Origin of the sequence: Rhizobium zaerense (genome assembly GCF_051810725.1) — a bacterium.
In the GTDB taxonomy this organism is placed as follows: domain Bacteria; phylum Pseudomonadota; class Alphaproteobacteria; order Rhizobiales; family Rhizobiaceae; genus Rhizobium; species Rhizobium leguminosarum_I.
In genome coordinates this window covers 1,127,611-1,145,742 of record NZ_CM132690.1, presented here as the reverse complement: position 1 = coordinate 1,145,742, position 18,132 = coordinate 1,127,611, and the positions used below count along the sequence as shown (strand labels likewise).

Here is an 18,132-nt window from a genome sequence, read left to right as displayed (position 1 = left end):
CGCCTTTTCCGGAGCAATTCCGTTTTTTTTCGAGTCACGGAATTGCTCTATCTCTTTGTTTTCACGCAATTCCGGACGCAAAACCGCTGCACACTTTTGCTGGAATTGCTCTGAAGGCTTACTTGCTCGGCGCCGTACGGGTGTCGACGTCGACGACGACGCTCAGGCCCGCGCGCAGACGCCCGCTGTCGAGCGCATCCTGCGGCAGCGCGATGCGCACTGGTACCCGCTGGATCACCTTGGTGAAATTGCCCGTGGCGTTTTCCGGCGGCAGCATCGAAAAGACCGACCCGGAAGCCGGCGAGATCGATGCGACGGTGCCGACGATCGGATGATCGCTATAGGCATCGACATGGACGTTGACCTTCGAGCCCGGCACCAGATGCTGGATCTGCGTTTCCTTGAAATTGGCATCGATATAGAGCTGGCGCACCGGAACGAGCGCCATCAGGCGCTGGCCGGGAGAGACGAGGTCGCCTTCCTGGACGGAGCGGTTGCCGACAATGCCGTCATAAGGCGCCTTGAGCACTGTGAAAGAAAGGTCGCGGACGGCCTTGTCGCGCGAGATCTCAAGCGAACGGACCGAGCCTTCGGCTTCCTTGCGCTGGGCCTGGAGAATGGTGATGTTGGCCTGCGCAGCGGTGATGTTGGCGTCGCCGCCGGCAAGATTGGCCTTGGCCTGGTCGAGGGCGATATTGGCGTTGTCGAGATCGGCGGCGGTCCCGACCGACTTCGCATGAAGGTCGCTCTGGCGCTTCTGGGTGATCTCGGCACCGCGAACGGCCGCTTCGAGTGCCACCTTCTGCGCCTGCGCCTGCACGAGGCTCGCATTCGCGCCTTCGATCTGCGCGTCGATACGCTGTAGCGAAAGCTGTTCGGTGACGATCTGGGCCTGCGCCAAGTCGAGGGCGTTCTGATAGTCGCCATTATCAAGCGTGGCAAGCACGTCGCCCGCTTTGACTTCCTGGTTGGCGACGACGTTCACCTTCGCGACGTAGCCCGTGACCTTCGGCGAAATCGTTGCGATATCGCCTTCGATATAGGCGTCGTCGGTCGACACCATGAAGCGGCCGTTCGTCCACCATTCGTAACCATACCAGCCGCCGCCTGCGAGAAGGGCGAGCACGACGATCGGTAGCACCGGGCTACGGCGCTTCTTCGCAGTTGCGGGTGCGGCGACCGAAGCCGGCGCCAACTGCGCGGGGGCAGACGGCACTTCGCGAGCTTCCGCCACTGGAGCTTCTGCAACGGCAGCGACCTCGGACTTTAGCTCTTCGGTCTCGGCGTTTTCGCTGACGATCCGCGCGACATTGCCCTTCTGGTTGCTCGACATGGCCACTTTACCGATCTTGGAGTAAATAATCGAACTGAACGGTTCGGTTCAGTTGACTTAAACCTGTTTTATCGTCATATCAAGATGTATAGAACCAATCGGTTCGATTTCTTTAAAGAAAATGCGAAACCGTCAACACGGTTAAGAGGACATGACGCTGAAACCCGACCACGCCGCCGTATTCAGTCCTCCCGCTGCCGGAGGCCGATTTGCCGCAGGCGAAGATCCGGCCAAGCGCCAGCAGATCCTCGCCGGCGCCAAGCGTGTCTTCATGAAGATGGGTTTCGACGCCGCCAGCATGAACGACGTGACGCGCGAGGCCGGAGTCTCGAAGGGAACGCTCTACGTCTATTTCACCAACAAGGAAGAACTGTTTTCGGCGATGATCGAGACCGAGCGCGCCGCCTTCGTGGCGGCCGTGCGCACGGCGCTTGCCGAACATGACGATCCCGAGGCCGGCCTGTACGAATTTGGGATAAGCTTCGTCACTCATATGACCGATGAAAAGGTCATCAGCGCGATGCGCACCGTTCTCGGCGTTCGCGACCGTATGCCGGTGCTCTGTCAACGCTTCTTCAGGGGCCCGGAAAACCTGCGCACCATCATGCGCGACTTCCTGAAACGGCACATCGCCGAAGGCGCACTCGAGATCGACGACATCGATCTTGCCGCCGGCCAGTTCCTCGATCTCGCCAGCGGCAGTTTCTTCAAACTCCGCCTGTTCGGAAGCATGGAAGAGCCGCCGCCGCGCGACGAAATCGAGCGCGTTATCCGCGGCGCGATCCGGGTCTTCATGGCCGCCTACGGCGCGCCCCGGCACCAGGCCGCCCGACCGCACTCTTGACCGTCGCGCTTCATCGGCCGAAATCCCGCAACAGCGATCAAATCCGGCTGCCGGCCTTCCTCTAAGAAAGAAGCTGCAATCAGGAGAATGAGGATGACCGCCGTTGGACGGGCGATCTGGTTCATCGAGAGCCATTTCGAAAGCGATATATCGCTGGAAGAGATATCGGAAGCAGCCGGATTGTCGCGCTACCATCTGTCGCGCGTCTTCGGGCTCGTCACCGGCCACTCGATCAGCAGCTATATAAGAGGGCGCCGCCTCAGCCGCGCCGTGCCCACACTGGTCGGCGGTTCATCCACCATTCTCGAGGTTGCGCTTTGTGCGGGCTACGGCTCGCACGAGGCTTTCACCCGTGCCTTCCGCGACCAGTTCGGCATGACGCCGGATGCGGTGCGCAGACAGGGGCACGCTCGTAACCTTGTCTTGCTGGAGCCGATCAGAATGGACCCCGCCCACCTCAGCGACCTCGAACCGCCCCGCTTCGAAACCCTCCAGCCGATGCTGTTTGCCGGCTTGCAGGAGACCTACCCCTATGGCGGCAATGCCGCCATCCCCTCTCTTTGGCAGAAATTCAATGCCCATTTCGGACATATCTCCGGCCAGAAAGGCAATGTCGCCTACGGCATCTGTACCCATATCGACGGCGAAGTGGAGAAATTCCGCTATATGGCTGCGGTCGGAATTTCCGATGCCGGCGATCTGCCGGCGGATTTTGCAACGCTCAAGCTACCGGGCCAGCGCTACGTCGTCTTTGCTCATCGCGGCCATGTCTCCGGCATTCCGGCGACGATGAACCGGATTTTTGGCGCATGGTGGCCGACCTCAGGCCTGGAGCACGGCGAGACACCCGACATGTTCGAACGCTACGACGAGCGCTTCGACCCCTATACCGGCATGGGCGTCACCGAAATCTGGTTGCCGATCACAGCATGATGCCGAAAAGTGCGAGCGGTTTTCGGACGACATCATGCTCTAACTCTTTAATTTAGAACAGGATTCAAATTTAAGGCCGACCCGGCCTTAAATCATCCTGTTGTAGGGAATAAAAGTCACATCGGTTTCGTATACCCCCTTGCGGCGCTTGCCTGGCAGGCCGGCAACATTACATTGCGAGCGTCATTCACGTATGTGACGCGAAGGGGATATACGCTGATGCAGGAAATCATGACGCTCATTCAGGATCCGGCCGCCTGGGTGGCGCTCATCACGCTGGTGGTGATGGAAGTCGTTCTCGGGATCGACAACCTGATCTTCATTTCCATTCTCACCAACAAACTGCCGCCTGAGCACCGGGAGAAGGCGCGCAAGACCGGCATCGGTCTTGCGCTCGTCATGCGCCTCGCCCTGCTCGGCACCGTCGCCTGGATCGTGCAACTGACCGAACCGCTGTTTGAAGCCTTCGGCCACGGCTTCTCCTGGAAGGATCTGATCCTGATTGCCGGTGGTCTGTTCCTCGTCTGGAAGGCCACCAAGGAAATCCATCACACCGTCGATCCGATCGATCATCAGGAGGATTTCATCGCGAAATCCGTCACGACAGGCTTTGCATCGGCCATCGGCCAGATCCTGTTGCTCGACCTCGTCTTCTCCGTCGACAGCATCATCACCGCCGTCGGCATGACGCCGCATCTGCCGATCATGGTGGTCGCCGTCGTCGCCGCCGTCACCGTCATGCTTGTTGCCGCGACCCCGCTTGCCAACTTCATCGAGAGGAACCCGACGATTGTCATGCTGGCGCTCGCCTTCCTGCTGATGATCGGCACGACGCTGATCGCCGAAGGCATGGGCTTCCATGTGCCGAAGGGCTACGTTTACGCCGCCATGGCCTTCTCGGCGCTGGTCGAGGTGCTGAACATGTTCGCGCGCAACGCCCGCAAACGTAAACGCGACGCCGCGCATTGAGGCTTGGGCAGGAGGGCGCGGCGGAACCGGCGCGCCCTCACACACCGCCATCAGGCCTTTGCAGGCATGGTTTTTCTTGACGCGACCGGTTGAATATGGCCTAAGGCCAGCCGAACGGACGATCGGCGGATGGTGCGGGCGCATGCCCTTTTCCGGCCGGTTTGCCGATGAAGATATCTGCATCCTTCCGGCCGCACGTCGCTTTCCCCATGAAAGCCGTCCGGTACTTATTGACGGGCACACACAATGACAGTTTCCGGGACAGCTACCGGCGTCCGCGTCCGCATCGCTCCCTCGCCGACAGGCGAGCCGCATGTCGGCACCGCTTACATCGCTCTTTTCAACTACCTTTTCGCCAAGAAGCACGGTGGCGAGTTCATCCTTCGCATCGAGGATACCGATGCGACGCGCTCGACCCCGGAATTCGAAACGAAGGTGTTGGACGCACTGAAATGGTGCGGGCTGGAATGGAAGGAAGGCCCTGATATCGGCGGCCCCTACGGCCCATATCGCCAATCCGACCGCAAGGAAATGTACCATCCTTACGGGCAAGAATTGCTGGACAAGGGCCATGCCTTCCGCTGTTTCTGCACGCCCGCGCGGCTGGAGCAGATGCGCGAAACTCAGCGCGCCGCCGGCAAGCCGCCGAAGTATGATGGTCTCTGCCTCAACCTCACGGCCGAGGAAGTCACCTCGCGCATGGCCGCCGGCGAGACGACCGTCATCCGCATGAAGATCCCGGCCGAAGGCTCCTGCGACTTCACGGACGGCGTCTACGGCGACGTCAGCATCCCCTGGGATTCCGTCGACATGCAAGTGCTCGTCAAGGCTGATGGCATGCCGACTTATCACATGGCCAACGTCATCGACGACCATCTGATGAAGATCACCCATGTGGCGCGCGGCGAGGAATGGCTGGCTTCGGTGCCGAAGCACATCCTGCTCTATCGCTATTTCGGCTGGGACGAGCCGGTCTTCATGCATCTGTCGCTGATGCGCAACTCCGACAAGTCGAAGCTGTCGAAGCGCAAGAACCCGACCTCGATTTCCTATTACTCCGCGCTCGGCTATATCCCGGAAGCGCTGATGAACTTCCTCGGTCTGTTCTTCATCCAGATCGCCGAAGGCGAAGAGCTGCTTGATATCAACGAGCTCTCCGAGAAGTTCGATCCGGAAAACCTCTCCAAGGCCGGTGCGATCTTCGACATTCAGAAGCTCGATTGGCTGAATGGCCGCTGGATCCGCGAGAAGCTCTCAGAAGAGGAATTCCAAGCACGTGTACTGACCTGGGCGATGGAAAACGACCGCCTGAAGGAAGGTCTGCGCCTGTCGCAGACGCGCATTTCCAAGCTCGGCGAGTTGCCCGATCTCGCCGGTTTCCTGCTGAAATCCGATCTTGGCCTGCAGCCTTCCGACTTCGCCAAGATCAAGTCACCGCCGGAAGAGATTCTGGAGATCCTCAACACCGTTCAGCCGGATCTCGAAAAGATCCTGGAATGGAAGGTCGAGACGATCGAGGCGGAGCTGCGCGCGATCGCCGACCGTATGGGCAAGAAGCTGAAGGTCGTGGTCTCGCCGCTCTTCGTCGCCGTATCCGGCTCGTCGCGTTCCCTGCCGCTCTTCGATTCCATGGCGATCCTTGGCCGGTCCGTCGTGCGTCAGCGCCTGAAGCTCGCCTCGCAGGCGGTCGCCGCCCTCGTCGGCTCGAAGTAAGAACAGTCAGAGGATTTCGACAGTGGCTGACAACAAGACCGAAAACACCCTTTCCTCCGACGCCACGGAAGTGCGCGCCCAGAAGCTGAAGCTGCTGCGCGAGCAGATCGGCGAGGTCTATCCGGCGCATTTCCACCGCACGATGACCAATGCCGAGCTGATCGCGAAATACGAGAACCTGGAACCTGACGTCGAGACGCAGGATGTCGTCACCGTCGCCGGCCGCGTATACTCGTCGCGCAACTCCGGCATGTTCATGGACATCCACGATGCCGGCGGCAAGATCCAGATTTTCAGTCACAAGGACACGACCCCGGAAGAAGCCCGCGCCCTGCTGCCGATGATCGACATCGGCGACATCATCGGCGTCACCGGTATCGTGCGCCGCACCAAGCGGGGCGAGCTGACGATCAACGCGCAGACGATCACCATGCTAACGAAGTCGCTCTTACCGATGCCCGAGAAGTGGCACGGTCTCTCCGACATCGAACTGCGTTATCGCAAGCGCCATCTCGACATCATGACCAACGAGGATTCGAAGCTCCGCTTCCAGCAGCGCTCGAAGATCCTGTCCGGCATCCGCCGCTTCATGGAAAATGACGGCTTCATGGAAGTCGAGACGCCGATGCTGCATTCGGTCTATGGCGGCGCCACCGCCGAGCCGTTCAAGACCCATCACAACACGCTGAAACTCGACATGTACCTGCGCATCGCGCCGGAACTGTTCCTCAAGCGCACGCTGGTCTCGGGGCTGACCGACAAGGTCTTCGAGATCAACCGCAACTTCCGCAACGAAGGCGTTTCCACCCGGCACAATCCCGAATTCACCATGATGGAGTGTTACTGGGCCTATGCCGATTACGAGGACATCATGGACCTCGTCGAGCGGCTGTTCGAGAATTTAGCGCTCTCCATTCACGGTGCGACGGAATTCCCCTTCGGCGACAAGACCATGTCCTTCAAGGGTCCGTTCAAGCGCGTTCCGATGCCGGATGCCGTCAAGGAAGCGACCGGCATCGACTTCCTCGCCATCAAGACCGATGAAGAGGCGCGCGCCGCCGCCAAGGCTGCCGGCTTTGCGGTCGAGAAGGATTGGACCTGGGGCGAATGCCTCGCCTTCATCTTCGAGGAAAAGGTCGAATCCACGCTGATCCAGCCGTCGCATGTCACGCATTTCCCGAAGGACATATCGCCCTTCGCCAAGGAAGTGCCGGGCGAGCCGCGCCTGGTCGAGCGATTCGAGACCTATTGCAACGCCTGGGAACTCGGCAACGCCTTCTCGGAGCTGAACGATCCCGAGGAGCAGCGCCGCCGCATGGTCGAGCAGCTCGAACTGGCGCATGCCCGCGGCGAAAAGGAAAAGCAGCTGGACGAGGAATTCCTCGACGCCATCGACCAGGGCATGCCGCCAGCAGGTGGCCTCGGCATTGGCGTCGACCGTCTCATCATGCTTCTGACCAATGCGCCGTCTATCCGCGACGTCATTCTCTTCCCGGCCCGCCGCAACAAAGCCGACTGAGAACCACATTTTTTAACTGAAAAAACGGAGCGCCCGAAAGGACGCTCCGTTTTGTTTTAGGCAGGCTAGAGCAATTTCAGCAAAAGTGCGCAGCGGTCTTGCGTCCGGAATTGCGTGAACACAAAGAGATAGAGCACTTCCGTGATTCGAAGAAAAACGGAAGTGCTCTAGCGAAAACTCAGCCGACGGACGAAGACACAGTGGATTGGTCGATGACGGAGTGACCTTATTTCGTTGGCTTGTGAATGACCGCGTTCGTCGTCACACTTAGATCATGTAGCCGCCGGCGACTTCGATTGTCTGCGCATTGATCCATGCACTGTCGTCGGACGCGAGCATGGCGATGACGCGGCCGACATCCTCGGCTTCGCCGATACGGCCGAGAGCCGTCTGTGAGGCAAGCAACGCGGCGAACTCCGGGTTCTTGTCCAGCGCAGCGTCGGCAAGATTGGTGCGGATGGGACCGGGCGAGATAGCATTGGCGCGGATCCTGCGATTGCCGAACTCCTTCGCCTGATAGCGGGTCAACGTTTCAAGTCCGGACTTGAGGGCTGCATAGGGCGCGACACCAGCTGTTGCGACGCGAACCGAAGCGCTCGTTACATTGAGGATCACGCCGCCGTCGACCATCAGCGGCAGCAAGGCCTGCGTCAGGAAGAACGGCCCTTTCAGGTGGACATTCATCAGAGCGTCGAAGTGGCCTGTCGTCACCGTCTCCATGAGATTGAACATGCCGAAACCGGCATTGTTGACGAGGCAGTCAAACGTATTCCGGCCCCAATAAGTGGAAAGCAGCCGTTTCACCTCCGTCACGAAGGCCGGAAAGCTGTCGGCATCACCGACATCGAGGGCAAGCGCAACGGCTTGACTACCTTCTGTCTTGATCTCGGCGATGACGTCATCCGCACCTGGCTTGTGGCTGTTGTAGGTGAGGATGACACCCATGCCGCGCCTTGCGCATTCCTGCGCTGCCGATTGACCAATGCCACGGCTGCCGCCGGTAATGATTGCGATTTTCATCTCTGTCTCCTTTGCTTCGATGGCCGGAAGCTATGGGAAACAGCCGGCCTGCACTCCGCCGGAAACTGCCTCGTTCTTGCCTATTCCTGCTTTTGCCTTGCGTCCCACCATTTGCTGGTCCAGGATTTCGCCATGCAAACGATGCTCGAAGAGATGCGCCGCCTGACGGCCCATGCTGAAAACCGCCCGACGGAAACCGGCATCCCCGGCATCCTGATGGTCAAGGGGGAGATCCCCGAACACAAGCTCGGCGCCGTTTATGAGCCGATGGTCAACCTGATCCTTGATGGCAGCAAGACGCTGACGATCGCCGGGCAGGACTATTATTACGATCCAGCGAGCTACTTCGTGATATCGATCGATGTGCCGGCGACGGGCATGGTGCAACAGGCAGGTCCCGACCGGCCCTATATCGGCGTCAGCCTATCGCTCGATCCGGCAAGGGTCGCAGCGCTTCTTCTGGATCTTCCGCCGCAATCCTATCAGGAGGGACAAACCGGCGGCTATTCCGTCTGTCGCATGACGCCGGAACTTCTGGGTGCCTGGCTGAGGATGCTGCAGCTCATGGAGCGCCCACAGGATGTCCCTGCCCTTGCCCCGGCCTACGAACGCGAAATCCTCTATCGCGTGCTGCAGGGACCGCAGGGCTGGATGCTGCGCGATATCGCAGCACCTGATAGCGCCCTGTCGCGGATACGGCTCGCCATCCGCTGGGTTCGCGAACACTATTCGGAAGCGGTCGAGGTCGAAAAACTCGCCGCCCTCACCGCCATGAGCGTCTCGGCCTTTCATCGCCATTTCAAAGCTGTGACGGCGATGAGCCCGATCCAGTTCCAAAAGCGCATCCGCCTGTTGCAGGCCCGCCAGCTTCTGATTTCCCAATCCGGAAATGCATCCTCCGTCGCCTATTCCGTGGGCTACGAAAGCGCTTCCCAATTCACCAGGGAATATGCACGCTTCTTTGGCCAGCCGCCGGCGCGCGACGCCTCGCTGATAAGAGAAAATATCAGGCCTGCCGCCTGATGCTTTTTGGGTCTAGTGCCCGCTCTTGGCTGGCGGCGCCTCTTCGGCAGCGGCTTTTGCTGGAGTGGCTGCATCCTTGGGCGCTACGCCGTGCCCGCCGGCTGCCTTGCCCTCACCCTTTGTGGAAGCAACCGCGACCGGGTCGACGCAATCCTCGGGATCCTTGAAAGCGGCGCTGATCATGGCGATCTCGTCAAACGGCATCTCTATCCGCTCGCCAAAGAACAGTCCGTTTTCGCTGGCCTTGCCGTCATAGTAGCGCGCTGTATAGGACTTGTCGTCGAGGCCGGGAACGGTCTTGTCGGGATGCGGGATATAGACGACATCGGCGCCGATCGCGCGGCCGCGAATGTCGGCACGCAACGTCGGGCCGTTGTCGTCGAGCACCACCACCTGGACCAGATCCGGCTTCTGCGCGGCATAAACGGCTTGGGCGACCCGAAGCGCGGTCTTGACGCGGGTCATCCCATCGGTCGGTTCGGTCTTGATGTATTTGCGTACCCAGACGTGGTCCTGCTTCCGGATCGTCACCAGGTTGACGTCGCTGCATTCGAGCCCGTAGCTACCACCAGCTGCACCGATCAGCCTGTCCTTGCCGACATAGACCGCCGCACCGCCGGACACGCCCATGAGAAGAGCGACTCCACCGATGATGATTGCCAATTTCCGGGAAGGCCGGAAGATGCGCAGTAAGGCCTTCACGCCAACTGCTCCGCCATCTGAAACTCCAACGCAGGACAAGTGCTAAGAACGCTAAGGAAATGACGTTTCCGAAAGTTTAAGTGGGCATGCGAAGCCTGACCCATTTTGGGAAAACACCAAAAAAGGTCCGCTTTTTCCGGCCGCTTGCCACGGCCTGTTCCGCCATGCTCTAAACGCCCATGGCCTTCACGCTTCGCCAGGTTCAATATTTCGTCGCCGTCGCCGAACAGGGTTCGGTGACGCGAGCCGCGCAGAATCTTTCGATCTCGCAATCCTCGGTGACGGAAGCACTGAAGGAGCTCGAAACCGACCTCGGCGTCGAGCTCTTCGAGCGCCATCCGCGCGGCCTGACGATCACCCATAACGGCCACCAATTCCTGCGTCACGCGACGAAGATCCTGGCCTCTGTCTCCGATGCTCGGACCAGCTTTTCCGGCCAGCAAAGCGCTCTTTCCGGCACGCTGAACATCGGCGTTACCTCGCTTGTCGCCGGCTACGTGCTCTCCGACCTGCTGGCGCGATACCGCCGCGCCTGCCCGGGCATCGAGGTCAGCGCCATCGAGGACAATGGCGGTTATCTCGAACATCTGCTGGTCGGCGGCGAATTGGATGTCGCCGTCATGGTGATATCAAACCTGCGCGACCGCATGGCGCTGCAGGCGGAAATCCTCGAGACCTCGCCCTATCGACTATGGCTGCCGATGGGCCACCCACTGGTGTCGGCCGACATCATCTCGGTCGCCGATATCGCCCGCGAACCGCTGATCATGCTGACGGTCGACGAAATCGAGGAGAACACCGGCAAGCTGCTCTCAGCCCTCGGCGCCCGCCCGCATGTCGCCTTCCGCACCCGCTCGGTGGAAGCGGTGCGAAGCCTGGTTGCGACAGGCGCCGGCGTAGCCCTGCTTCCCGATCTCGTTTACCGACCATGGTCGCTGGAAGGCGACCGCATCGAAAGCCGCGATGTCTCGGGCTCGCTGCCGGTCGTTCAGGTCGGCATGGTCTGGCGCAAGGGTTCCAGCCTGCCGCAGGCAGCACGCGATTTTGTCGGCATCGCCGAAAGCATGCGCTCTGGCCGCGTCCGCTGATATCGGAATTTCCGATATCGCCTTTCTGATAAATGAATTTGCGAAAGCGAACTTTTCACGTCACCTTTTCAAGCGGGAACAAAGCGCCACAGAAGTGGCACCAAACCGGGAGACGGATGATGACGAATCTCTTGAAATCCTGCACGGCAGCCATCGCCTGCTTGAGTTTCGCCACGCAGGTGATCGCCGCAGAACCGCTCAAGTCACTCGGCAAGGGCGAAGGTGCGGTCAGCATCGTGGCCTGGGCCGGCTATATCGAGCGCGGCGAAACCGATAAGAATTACGACTGGGTCACCGATTTCGAAAAGGAGACCGGCTGCAAGGTCTCCGTCAAGACCGCCGCCACCTCCGATGAAATGGTATCGCTGATGAACGAGGGTGGCTTCGATCTCGTCACCGCATCGGGCGACGCCTCGCTCCGCCTCATCGCCGGCAAACGTGTCCAGCCGATCAACACCGATCTGATCCCGAGCTTCAAGACCGTCGACGAGCGCCTGCAGAACGGCCCGTGGTACACGGTCGGCGGCGTGCATTACGGCGTGCCCTATCTCTGGGGGCCGAACGTGCTGATGTACAATACCGACGCCTTCAAGGACAAGGCGCCGACGAGCTGGAATGTCGTCTTCGAAGAGCAGACGCTGCCCGACGGCAAGTCGAATAAGGGCCGCGTCCAGGCCTATGACGGTGCGATCTACATCGCCGACGCCGCGATGTATCTGATGGCCCATAAGCCGGATCTCGGCATCAAGGACCCCTATGAGCTGAACGAGGACCAGTACAAGGCCGCCCTCGACCTCTTGCGCGGGCAGCGCAAGCTCGTCTCGCGCTACTGGCACGACGCGATGATCCAGATCGACGATTTCAAGAACGAAGGCGTCGTCGCTTCCGGCTCCTGGCCCTTCCAGGTGAACCTGCTGCAGGCCGACAAGCAGAAGATCGCCTCCACCTTCCCGGATGAAGGCGTGACCGGCTGGGCCGATACCACCATGCTGCACGCCGACAGCGAGCATCCGAACTGCGCCTATATGTGGATGGAACATTCGCTGAAGGCCAAGGTCCAGGGCGACGCCGCCGCCTGGTTCGGCGCCGTTCCCTCCGTTCCCGCCGCCTGCAAGGGCAACGAACTGATGGGCGATGCCGGCTGCGCCACCAACGGCTTCGATCACTTCGACAAGATCAAGTTCTGGAAGACCCCGGTCGCCAAATGCGCCACCCAGAGCGAATGCGTGCCGTACCATCGTTGGGTGTCGGATTATATCGGCGTGATCGGCGGGCGGTAATTTACGTCCTCACCGAGATGACCGTTGTAGCGTGAGACCCCTTCCCAACCCCTCCCCACAAGCGGGAGGGGCTCCGAGTGGCACCGCCGAATTCCTGCCGAAACACCAAGGTATTTGCGAAAGGGGTACGGCAGATTAAGCCCCTTCCCCTCGTGGGGAGGGGTTTGGGGCGGGGTCATATGAACCAAGACCGCAGCCTCTCTAAAAGCAAAGAAGCCGGAGCCCCCAATGACGTCAGCCGTTCGTTTCCAGCAGGTATCGCGCCATTTCGGTCAGGTTCGCGCCGTCGACGGCGTCGATCTCGAGATCGCGCCGGGCGAGTTCTTCGCGATGCTTGGCCCCTCCGGCTCGGGCAAGACGACGTGCCTGCGATTGATAGCCGGCTTCGAACAGCCGACATCGGGCCATATCCAGATCTTCGGCGAGACGGCCGAGGGCGTCCCGCCCTATCGCCGCAACGTCAACACTGTATTCCAGGACTACGCGCTCTTCCCGCATCTGAACATCCTCGACAATGTCGCCTACGGGCTGATGGTCAAGGGCATCGGCAAGGCGGAGCGGATGAAGGCAGCAGGCGACGCCCTCGAGCTCGTCAAGCTGCCGGGTTACGGCGCCCGCCGCCCCGGCCAGCTGTCCGGTGGCCAGCGCCAGCGCGTGGCCCTGGCCCGCGCGCTCGTCAACAAGCCGAAGGTGCTGCTGCTCGACGAGCCGCTCGGCGCCCTGGACTTGAAACTGCGCGAACAGATGCAGGAGGAGTTGAAGAGCCTCCAGCGCGCGCTCGGCATCACCTTCATCTTTGTCACTCACGATCAGGGCGAGGCCCTGTCCATGGCCGACCGCGTCGCCGTCTTCAACGATGGCAACATCGTGCAGGAGGGCACGCCGCAGGATATCTACCGCCGCCCGAAGAACCGCTTCGTCGCCGATTTCGTCGGCTCGTCGAATGTCATCGCGCCTGATCTGATGGCCTCGTTCGGCGGCGAAAGACGCTGGGCAAGCCTTCGTCCCGAAGCAATCCGGCTGGCAGGCGACGGCGTCGAGGCGCAGGTCGACAATGCGAGCTTCCTCGGCGCAGCCACGCGCCTCACCGTTGGCCTCCGGGGGGCGCGGCTGCATGTGATGCTGCCGGCGGGCGCAGATGTGCCTGTCGTCGGCGCCGGCATACGCCTTGCCTGGCAGCCCGGCGATATCCACTACATGGATGACGCGGCATGACGGCGATCTTCATCACCTCCAATGAGGCGACATCGATTCTTCCGGGGCGCGGCGGCCTCTTCGGCCGGCTGTCCGATGTCTTCTGGCGGCACCCGAAACTGCTGCTCTTCCTGATGCTGACGCCGCCGCTGCTTTGGCTCGCCATCATCTATATCGGTTCGCTGCTCGCCCTGCTTCTGCAGAGTTTCTTTTCGATCGACGATTTCTCAGGCCTGGTGAATTACGAATTCACCCTTTCGACCTATGCGCAGCTTCTAAACCCGACGAATTTCGACATCATCATCCGCACTTTCGTCATGGCAGCGCTGGTGACCATCGCTTCCGCCTTGATCGCTTTCCCGATCGCCTACTACACAGCGCGTTATGCGCAAGGCAAATGGAAGGCGCTTTTCTATCTCGGCATCATGCTGCCGCTCTGGTCGAGCTATCTCGTCAAGATCTACGCCTGGAAGCTCATCCTCGCCAAGGAAGGCATACTCACCTGGATCTTCGAGAAGGTGCATCTCTCTTGGCTGCTGGACGGCATCCTGAACCTGCCTGTTATCGGCGGCAATTCGCTTTCGGTGAGCTACCTCGGCACCTTCATCGTCTTCGTCTATATCTGGCTGCCTTATATGATCCTGCCGACACAGGCAGCCCTCGAGCGTGTGCCCGGCAACCTGATCGAGGCCTCGTCCGATCTCGGCGCCACGCCGCGCCAAACCTTCCGCACCGTGCTGCTGCCGCTGGCATTGCCCGGCATCGTCGCCGGCTCGATCTTCACCTTCTCGCTGACATTGGGCGATTATATCATCCCGCAGATCATCGGCTCGTCCAGGCTCTTCATCGGCCAGGCGGTCTATACCCAGCAGGGAACGGCCGGCAACGTGCCCCTGGCGGCCGCCTTCTCCGTCGTGCCGATCGTCATCATGGCGCTCTATCTCTGGCTCGCCAAGAAACAGGGGGCCTTCGATGCGCTCTGACCTCAAGACATCGCCGCTTCCCCTGAAGATCGCAGCCGCCGGCGGGCTGCTCTTCCTGCACCTGCCGATCCTCTTGATCTTCGTCTACGCCTTCACGACGGAGGAGAAGAGCTATCAGTGGCCGCCGCCTGGCCTGACGCTGCAATGGTTCGCGGTTGCCTGGAACCGGTCTGATGTCTGGTCGGCGCTTGGGCTTTCCGTGCAGGTCGCCGTCATCGCCACGGCGATCGCGCTGGTGCTCGGCACGCTCTCTGCGGCAGCCGTCAGCCAGACGAAATTCTTCGGCCGCGAGGCGATCTCACTGCTCGTCATCCTGCCGATCGCCCTTCCCGGCATCATCACCGGCATTGCGCTGCGTTCCGCCTTCAGCCTGTTCGATATTCCGTTTTCGGTCTGGACCATCGTACTCGGTCACGCCACCTTCTGCGTCGTGGTCGTCTACAACAATGCGGTCGCCCGCTTCCGCCGCACCTCAGGCTCGCTGATCGAGGCCTCGATGGATCTCGGCGCCGACGGCTTTCAGACCTTCCGCCATATCATCCTGCCGAATATCGGCACCGCACTTCTTGCCGGCGGCATGCTCGCCTTCGCGCTGTCCTTCGACGAGGTCATCGTCACCACCTTCACCGGCGGCCAGCAATCGACCTTGCCGATCTGGATGCTCGAAGAGCTCATCCGCCCGCGCCAGCGCCCGGTCACCAACGTGGTCGCCATGGTCGTTGTGCTGGTTACCTTCCTGCCGATCCTGGCAGCCTATTACCTCACCCGCGACGGCGACCAGATCGCCGGCGGCGGCAAATAACAGGGAGAACATCATGGATATCCAAATGTTGATCGGTTCCCGCTTTGAAAAAGGCACGGAAACTGAAGAGCACGTCCTGAACCCAAAGACGGGCGAAACGGTGTTGGACCTTGCCGAAGCGTCGCTTTCCCAGGTCGACGCTGCCGTCGATGCCGCCGAAAAGGCCTTCAAGAGCTGGTCGCAGACAACGCCCGGTGAGCGCTCCGGCTACCTGCTGAAGATCGCCGATGCAATCGAAAAGGATGCCGTCGGCTTCGCCACGCTGGAAGCGCTGAACTGCGGAAAGCCGATCAATGCGGTGTTGAACGACGAAATCCCGGCGATCGTCGATTGTTATCGCTTTTTTGCAGGCGCGGTGCGCAACCTGCACGCACCGGCGGCCGGCGAATACCTGCCCGGCCACACCTCGATGATCCGTCGCGATCCAATCGGCATCGTCGGCTCGATCGCGCCGTGGAACTATCCGCTGATGATGATGGCCTGGAAGCTGGCGCCAGCGATCGCCGGCGGCAACACCGTCGTCTTCAAACCCTCGGAGCAGACGCCGTTGACGGCGCTGAAGATGGCCAAGCTACTCTCCGAAATCCTTCCCGAGGGCGTCGTCAACGTCATTCTCGGCCGCGGCGAAAGTGTCGGCAATGCGCTGATCAATCACGCCAAGATCGGCATGGTCTCGATCACCGGCGATGTCGCCACCGGCAAGAAGGTGCTGCAGGCTGCTGCCAAGACGGTCAAGCGCACGCATCTGGAACTCGGCGGCAAGGCCCCGGTCATCATCTTCGACGATGCCGATATCGATGCCGTCGTCGCAGGCATCCGCACCTTCGGCTATTACAATGCCGGCCAGGACTGCACGGCCGCCTGCCGCATCTATGCCGATGCCAAGGTCTACGACAATTTTGTCGCCGACCTCTCCTCCGCCGTCTCGAGCATCCGCTTCAACCAGGCCGATGATACCGAAAACGAGATCGGCCCACTGATCTCCAAGCGCCAGCGCGACCGCGTCGAAAGCTTCGTCGCCCGCGCTTCCGAGCACAAGCACATGGAAATCACCGCCGGTGGCAAGATTTCCGGCGACAAGGGCTTCTTCTTCACCCCGACGGTCATCGCAGGCGCCACGCAGGACGACGAGATCGTCCGCCGCGAGGTCTTCGGCCCGGTCGTCTCGGTCACCCGCTTCTCCGATGCCGACGACGCCGTTGCCTGGGCAAACGACAGCGACTACGGCCTGGCCTCCTCCGTCTGGACCAAGGATATCGGTCGCGGCATGAAGACCGCCGCCCGCCTGCAATATGGCTGCACCTGGATCAACACGCATTTCATGCTGGTCAACGAGATGCCGCATGGCGGCCTCAAACAGTCGGGCTACGGCAAAGATATGTCGGTCTACGCGCTGGAAGATTACACGGCGGTGCGCCACGTGATGATCAATCACGGCTGACGGCGAAAGATATCCCATAGATATGAAGCGCGCCTCCGGCCGAACGACTGCTCGACGCGACATCCGCCGCGGAATATCTCAAGCCGTGTGGCCGTAAAGCGCCAGCAATTGTTCGCCGCCGCTCCAGACCATGTCGAACGCGACATAGACGATGATCGCAAGGCCGATCCAGCCGATCCACCTGAAGCGGTTGAGCAGCTTGGCGACGAAATTCGACGCGACGCCCATCAGCAGCACCGAAAGGAGGAGGCCGAAGATTAACGCGTTTGTGTTCTCTTTCGCAGCACCGGCAACGGCGAGCACATTGTCCAGCGACATCGAGACGTCGGCGAAGATGATCTGGCCGATCGCCTGCCGGAAGAGCTTCGGCTTGATATGGGAGACCGCATCGCCGGCATGAGCTTCCTCCGCTTCCGCCGAGAGCAGCTCGCAGCCCATCGTCCAGCAGATCCACAGCAGCATCAGGCCGCCGGCAAGCGTGATGCCGGTGATGACAAGAAGCCTGGCAGCGATAACGGCGAAGATGATGCGGATAACGGCCGCCGCTGCAATGCCGACGGCGATCGCCTTGCCGCGCAGCTCGCTGACGAGGCCGGCAGCGGCCATGCCGATGACGATGACATTGTCTCCCGACAGGAGGAGATTGATCACGACGACTTCGAAATAAGCGGAGATTGTATGTTGGTCCAGAAAAGCTGGCATGATGGCGGAGCTTTCATCGATGGGCAAATCGACAATTTCTTGAAACAGATCGTATAGGCTTTGAAAAGAGCCTCATTTACCCAGGGAGAACGCCAGCCCATTTCAAATGAACTGGAACAATTTGCCGGTTGCTGCGTCTTTCCCAGGCAACCGCAAAGGATGACGTCATGTTGAAATGGGCTCTGATATTTTTCGTGATTTCGATCATCGCCGGCTTCTTCGGTTTCTCCGGCGTCTCCGCCGCCACCGCGACGATAGCCCGCGTTCTCTTCGGCATCGCGCTGGTGATCTTCCTGATCTTCCTCGTCCTTGCACTGATGGCCGGCCAGGCGGTTCTGTAAGCGGACGGACGGCTCAGCGCAGCCTGAGGCATGTCGCGCAAAAAGTGTGCGGCGGCTTTGCAAGCACGACATGTGGAAATCAAAGGGAATCGGAAAGATCACGACGCGCCTGAGGCTCGTTCCGACACACGATTCGGAGGAGAGATTGAGATGGAGGGGCGGCGCGGCTTCTCGCCCCTCTACTCGGCCCTTCGGTAACGGGCGGCGGCCCTTTTGATCCCGCCGCATATTCCACGTGCCATCGT

The 18,132-nt window shown here is 60.6% G+C and carries 17 protein-coding genes; 13 read left to right on the top strand and 4 right to left on the bottom strand.

The genetic code is table 11. From position 1 onward, the window contains the following. Window positions 1-118 precede the first annotated feature (118 nt). A complete protein-coding gene (locus ACS4RR_RS05515; protein WP_260109455.1) occupies window positions 119-1,333 on the bottom strand; it encodes an HlyD family secretion protein in 1,215 nt (404 codons plus the stop codon). Between the two features lie 151 nt (window positions 1,334-1,484). Here ACS4RR_RS05515 and ACS4RR_RS05510 point away from each other — a divergent pair, with 151 nt between their 5' ends. The 5 genes from ACS4RR_RS05510 to lysS all read left to right on the top strand — a co-directional run bounded on the left by ACS4RR_RS05510 (window position 1,485) and on the right by lysS (window position 7,311). Next, on the top strand, window positions 1,485-2,177 hold the full coding sequence (locus ACS4RR_RS05510; RefSeq protein WP_170259867.1) for a TetR/AcrR family transcriptional regulator: 693 nt from the start codon (window positions 1,485-1,487) through the stop codon (window positions 2,175-2,177). 93 nt (window positions 2,178-2,270) lie between these two features. Then, window positions 2,271-3,110 (top strand): AraC family transcriptional regulator, encoded by an 840-nt coding sequence (locus ACS4RR_RS05505; protein WP_456189806.1) that lies wholly within the window; start codon window positions 2,271-2,273, stop codon window positions 3,108-3,110. A 219-nt stretch (window positions 3,111-3,329) separates the two neighbouring features. Further along, window positions 3,330-4,079: a TerC family protein gene (locus tag ACS4RR_RS05500; protein ID WP_017967954.1), complete on the top strand. Its 750-nt coding sequence runs from the start codon at window positions 3,330-3,332 to the stop codon at window positions 4,077-4,079. Between the two features lie 246 nt (window positions 4,080-4,325). After that, window positions 4,326-5,792 (top strand): glutamate--tRNA ligase, encoded by a 1,467-nt coding sequence (gltX, locus tag ACS4RR_RS05495; protein ID WP_170259869.1) that lies wholly within the window; start codon window positions 4,326-4,328, stop codon window positions 5,790-5,792. A gap of 22 nt (window positions 5,793-5,814) precedes the next feature. Further along, a complete protein-coding gene (lysS, locus tag ACS4RR_RS05490; protein ID WP_170279884.1) occupies window positions 5,815-7,311 on the top strand; it encodes a lysine--tRNA ligase in 1,497 nt (498 codons plus the stop codon). A 267-nt stretch (window positions 7,312-7,578) separates the two neighbouring features. Here lysS and ACS4RR_RS05485 read toward each other — a convergent pair whose 3' ends face one another. Continuing rightward, the gene (locus ACS4RR_RS05485) at window positions 7,579-8,331 is read right to left on the bottom strand and encodes an SDR family NAD(P)-dependent oxidoreductase (protein ID WP_260109457.1); all 753 of its coding nucleotides are present in this window, start codon (window positions 8,329-8,331) and stop codon (window positions 7,579-7,581) included. Window positions 8,332-8,463: 132 nt separating this feature from the next. On the opposite strand from ACS4RR_RS05485, the gene ACS4RR_RS05480 reads away from it, so the two are divergent. Further along, window positions 8,464-9,354 (top strand): AraC family transcriptional regulator, encoded by an 891-nt coding sequence (locus ACS4RR_RS05480; protein ID WP_162119380.1) that lies wholly within the window; start codon window positions 8,464-8,466, stop codon window positions 9,352-9,354. 12 nt (window positions 9,355-9,366) lie between these two features. Here the strand turns inward: ACS4RR_RS05480 and ACS4RR_RS05475 are convergent, their stop codons facing one another. After that, entirely contained in the window at window positions 9,367-10,056 is a 690-nt protein-coding gene (locus ACS4RR_RS05475) for a hypothetical protein (RefSeq protein ID WP_260109458.1), read from the bottom strand. A gap of 179 nt (window positions 10,057-10,235) precedes the next feature. On the opposite strand from ACS4RR_RS05475, the gene ACS4RR_RS05470 reads away from it, so the two are divergent. From ACS4RR_RS05470 to ACS4RR_RS05445, 6 genes are all read left to right on the top strand, one after another. After that, entirely contained in the window at window positions 10,236-11,144 is a 909-nt protein-coding gene (locus ACS4RR_RS05470) for a LysR family transcriptional regulator (protein ID WP_017967962.1), read from the top strand. Window positions 11,145-11,263: 119 nt separating this feature from the next. Continuing rightward, on the top strand, window positions 11,264-12,424 hold the full coding sequence (locus ACS4RR_RS05465; protein ID WP_260111072.1) for an ABC transporter substrate-binding protein: 1,161 nt from the start codon (window positions 11,264-11,266) through the stop codon (window positions 12,422-12,424). Between the two features lie 228 nt (window positions 12,425-12,652). Continuing rightward, entirely contained in the window at window positions 12,653-13,639 is a 987-nt protein-coding gene (locus tag ACS4RR_RS05460) for an ABC transporter ATP-binding protein (protein WP_260109459.1), read from the top strand. Beyond that, window positions 13,636-14,601, top strand: a complete 966-nt coding sequence (locus tag ACS4RR_RS05455) for an ABC transporter permease (protein WP_162119101.1) — start codon at window positions 13,636-13,638, stop codon at window positions 14,599-14,601. The genes ACS4RR_RS05460 and ACS4RR_RS05455 overlap by 4 nt, the downstream gene beginning before the upstream one ends. Next, the gene (locus ACS4RR_RS05450) at window positions 14,591-15,403 is read left to right on the top strand and encodes an ABC transporter permease (protein WP_260109460.1); all 813 of its coding nucleotides are present in this window, start codon (window positions 14,591-14,593) and stop codon (window positions 15,401-15,403) included. The genes ACS4RR_RS05455 and ACS4RR_RS05450 overlap by 11 nt, the downstream gene beginning before the upstream one ends. Window positions 15,404-15,416: 13 nt before the next feature. Then, window positions 15,417-16,844: a gamma-aminobutyraldehyde dehydrogenase gene (locus ACS4RR_RS05445; protein ID WP_260297151.1), complete on the top strand. Its 1,428-nt coding sequence runs from the start codon at window positions 15,417-15,419 to the stop codon at window positions 16,842-16,844. Window positions 16,845-16,922: 78 nt separating this feature from the next. Here ACS4RR_RS05445 and ACS4RR_RS05440 read toward each other — a convergent pair whose 3' ends face one another. Next, entirely contained in the window at window positions 16,923-17,546 is a 624-nt protein-coding gene (locus ACS4RR_RS05440) for a YjbE family putative metal transport protein (protein ID WP_260109462.1), read from the bottom strand. Between the two features lie 167 nt (window positions 17,547-17,713). Between ACS4RR_RS05440 and ACS4RR_RS05435 the strand changes: the two genes are divergently transcribed. After that, a complete protein-coding gene (locus ACS4RR_RS05435; protein WP_004678026.1) occupies window positions 17,714-17,887 on the top strand; it encodes a DUF1328 domain-containing protein in 174 nt (57 codons plus the stop codon). Window positions 17,888-18,132: the final 245 nt, after the last annotated feature.